The following is a 3763-nucleotide window of genomic DNA, read 5'->3' as shown; positions in this document are numbered from 1 at the left end:
CTCCAACACGACCCTGCGCGCCGAGATCACCCTCGACGGGCTGACCCGCCGCTGCGTCTACAAGCCGGTGCAGGGCGAGCGCCCGCTCTGGGACTTCCCGGACGGCACGCTCGCCGGGCGCGAGGTGTCGGCGTTCCTGGTCTCGCAGGCCACCGGCTGGGGGCTGGTGCCGCCGACGATCCTGCGTGACGGACCGCTCGGCCCCGGCGCCTGCCAGCTCTGGATCGACGAGCCGGAGGACGCCGAGTCGCTGATCGGCTTCGTCCCGGCGTACGACGTGCCCCCGGGCTGGTTCGCGGTCGCCTCGGCCCGCGACGAGGACGGCGACGCGTACGCGCTGGCCCACGCCGACGACCCGCGACTGTCCCGCCTGGCCGTGCTGGACGCGGTGATCAACAACGCCGACCGCAAGGGCGGCCACGTGCTGTACGCCCCGGACGGCCGCATCCACGGCGTCGACCACGGCGTCTGCTTCCACGTGGAGAACAAACTCCGCACCGTGCTGTGGGGCTGGACGGGCAAGCCGATCCCGGCCGACTCCGTCGAGGTCCTGACCAAGCTGGGCGAGCAGCTCAACGGCGCACTGGGCGCGGCCCTCGAGGAGCACCTGACCCTGACCGAGGTCCAGCACGCCCGGCTGCGCGTACGCCGGTTGTTGCGCGCGGCCCGCTTCCCGCGGCCGCCGCAGGACTGGCCGGCCGTGCCCTGGCCGCCGGTCTGAGGCTTTACTCACGCCGGGCGGATTTCTGTCGGTGGCGCTGGATAGGCTCCTGACCATGGACGCATGGACCGGGCACGAGGTGCCGAAGCTGCCGGGGACCGCGACGCCGCCGGCGCTGTACGACTCGGCCCGCCGGTCGGTGCAGCCCACCACCCCCGGCGACGCCGCGACGATGTACGTCTGCGGCATCACGCCCTACGACGCGACCCACCTCGGTCACGCGGCCACGATGATCACCTTCGACCTGGTCCAGCGGGCCTGGCGCGACGCCGGCCTCGACGTGCGTTACGTGCAGAACGTCACCGACATCGACGACCCACTGCTGGAGCGGGCCGCCCGCGACGGTGAGGACTGGGTGGTCCTGGCCATGCGCGAGACGGCCCTGTTCCGCGAGGACATGGAAGCACTGCGGATGATCCCGCCGGCGCACTACGTCGGCGCGGTCGAGTCCATCCCGGCGATCGCGGCGCACGTGCGCGAGCTGCTCGACTCCGGCGCGGCCTACCGCCTGGACGATGGCACCGGCGACGTCTACTTCACGATCGAGGCGGCGCCGCACTTCGGCTACGAGTCCAACCTGTCCCGCGACGAGATGCTGGTGCTCTCCGCGGAGCGCGGCGGCGACCCGGAACGCCCGGGCAAGCGCGACCCGCTCGACCCGCTGCTGTGGCGCGGCGCCCGCGACGGCGAGCCGGCCTGGGACGGCGGCGACCTCGGCCCCGGCCGCCCCGGCTGGCACATCGAGTGCGCCACCATCGCCCTCGGCCTGCTCGGCGAGACGATCGACGTCCAGGGCGGCGGCAACGACCTGCTCTACCCGCACCACGAGTGCTCGGCCGCGCACGCCGAACGCCTCACTGGCACGGCACCGTTCGCCCGGCACTACGTGCACGCCGGCATGATCGGCCTGAACGGCGAGAAGATGTCGAAGTCCAAGGGCAACCTGGTCTTCGTCTCCCGCCTGCGCGCCGACGGCGTGGACCCGATGGCCGTCCGGGTGGGCCTGCTCGCCGACCACTACCGCACCGACCGCCAGTGGACCGACGACGTCCTCAAAGCGGGTCAGCAGCGCCTGGCCCGCTGGCGCGAGGCCGCAGCGGCCCAGGCCGGCCCGTCGGGCGAGGGTCTGCTGGCCGCGGTCCGCGAAGCCCTGCACAACGACCTCGACACGCCGGCGGCCCTGGCCCTGGTCGACGCCTGGTCCGAGGCAGCGGTGTCCGGCGTCGGGGACGACACGCAGGCGCCGGCGCTGATGGCCCGGACTGTGGACGCCCTGCTCGGAATCCGCCTCTGAGCGGCCGCTGCCCGGCAGTGCGCGAGGCTTGCCCCGACCGGGGCGACCGCTGATCGGGTTCGGCGGTCTCAGCCATCTACTCGGTCGTCTCGACGGCCTTGCGCAGGCCTAGTCGTTCGACCCGCGGCTGCGTTTCCCCTGCGGCAACTTCGGCCTGGGGCGGCTTCGCCCTGCCCCAAATTCGGCCTGGGGCGGCTTCGACCGTGGGGGGCGTTGGCCTGCGGCGGCTTCTCGGCCTGGGGCGGCCTCGGCCTGCGGCGGGACGTTGCCCTGAGGTGACGGGAGCTGGGCGGTATGACGCAGTCCGGGGAGCTGCTCAAGCACCTCCGGGCGGAGCTGCCTTCGTTGCGCGAGCGCCCAGCGCGTCAGCGCTTCCCAGTTCTGGAGTGGCAGCCGCGGCACTGAACCCCATCGGGGCGTTGACGCAAGACCCTGAGCGCTTCGCCCAGATCACCCGTCATGAGCAGCGGTTCGCGGCAGAGCTGGACCTGGCGTCCGTGCCCCCGCCGCGAAGGCGGCGTTCGAGGTCCGAAGGCCGACTTCCTCATCGGCGCGCCGGAGGGCTTCGATACAGAGCCGCGCACGGATTCCGCTGGCCTCGCTGCCCGACCAACCGGCCTGAACGGCACACCTAGAGGTCAAGCACGACCGCCCCGCGCGGACGTGAGGAGCAGATCAGCACATCCCCGTCGGCCGGCGGATCGACCGGTTCGGTGGTGTAGGCGACCTCCCCCGACAGCAGCCCCGTCTCACAGGTGTGGCAGACCCCGGACCGGCAAGACCAGCGCACCGGCACATCGCAGGCCTCAGCGAGCTCCAACAAACTGTCCCGCCCATCGGCCCAGGGCACGGTCAGCCCGCTGCGCGCGAAGGACACCGCCGGTCCGTCACCTGGCTCGCCCGCCGGAGGGTGCGGCGCCCGGGTCACCACCGCGCTGATCCCGGGTGTGATCCCCGGCCCCGCTCCGAAGATCTCGGTGCTGATCCGGTCGGCCGGCACACCGACCTCCACCAGCGCCGCGGTCACATCGGTGAGGAACCCGGCCGGACCACACAGGTAGGCGTCGGCGTCCAGCGGCACGCGCAGCGCACGAAGGGCGGTGAGCGACAACCGGCCGGCGCGGTCGTAGCCGTGGTCCTGGGCGCGGGGCCGGCTGTAGAAGATCTGCGAGCGAGCGTGGGGAAGACCCGCCAGCAACTCGGCCGTCTCCGTCGCGAACGGCCGATCCTCACCGTCGCGAGCAGCCTGCAGCCACCAGACCTCCCGCTCGGACCGCTGCGCCGCGAGCGCGTACAGCATGGCCAGCATCGGTGTCGCCCCCACACCCCCGCTGATCAGCAGCACCGGCGTCGACGCCGGCCGCAGCACGAACGTCCCCCGCGGCGCGGCCACATCGATCAGATCACCGGGGTGGACGCGCGCATGCAGGTAGCCACTGGCCACGCCGTGCGGCTCCTGCTTGACGCTGATCCGATAGTCGCCGCCGTCAGGAGGCCCGGACAGTGAATAGCTGCGGATCAGCGGCGGCTGCTCGGCGTCCGGTTGCAGCCGTACGGTCAGGAACTGCCCGGGCAGCGGGGCCGGGACCGGCTGCCCGTCCGGGTCCGCCAGCCGTACCGAAGCGATCGTGCTGCTCTCCGGCTCGACCGCCGTCACCCGCAGCGGCCGGAATCCGGCCCAGGCCGGCGGCGGCGCGACAGCGACGAGCCCGGCGTTGCCGGTCGTCGCCGCGGGCCGGCTCACCATC

3 protein-coding genes are annotated in these 3763 nt (G+C 73.0%); 2 read left to right on the top strand and 1 reads right to left on the bottom strand.

Annotated elements, in window-relative coordinates; translation table 11 throughout:
- Positions 1-721: SCO1664 family protein (locus AB0C29_RS37790; RefSeq protein ID WP_360830957.1), on the top strand; the 721-nt coding region annotated here is incomplete at its 5' end.
- Between the two features lie 55 nt (positions 722-776).
- Positions 777-2015: a cysteine--1-D-myo-inosityl 2-amino-2-deoxy-alpha-D-glucopyranoside ligase gene (gene mshC / locus AB0C29_RS37785; protein WP_360830954.1), complete on the top strand. Its 1239-nt coding sequence runs from the start codon at positions 777-779 to the stop codon at positions 2013-2015.
- 631 nt (positions 2016-2646) lie between these two features.
- Here mshC and AB0C29_RS37780 read toward each other — a convergent pair.
- Positions 2647-3763 (bottom strand): 2Fe-2S iron-sulfur cluster-binding protein (locus AB0C29_RS37780; RefSeq protein WP_360830951.1); only part of this gene is annotated, 1117 nt, incomplete at its 5' end.

The organism is Actinoplanes sp. NPDC048791, assembly GCF_040650095.1.
In the GTDB taxonomy this organism is placed as follows: Bacteria; Actinomycetota; Actinomycetes; order Mycobacteriales; family Micromonosporaceae; genus Actinoplanes.
This window is presented reverse-complemented; position numbering and strand designations above follow the sequence as displayed.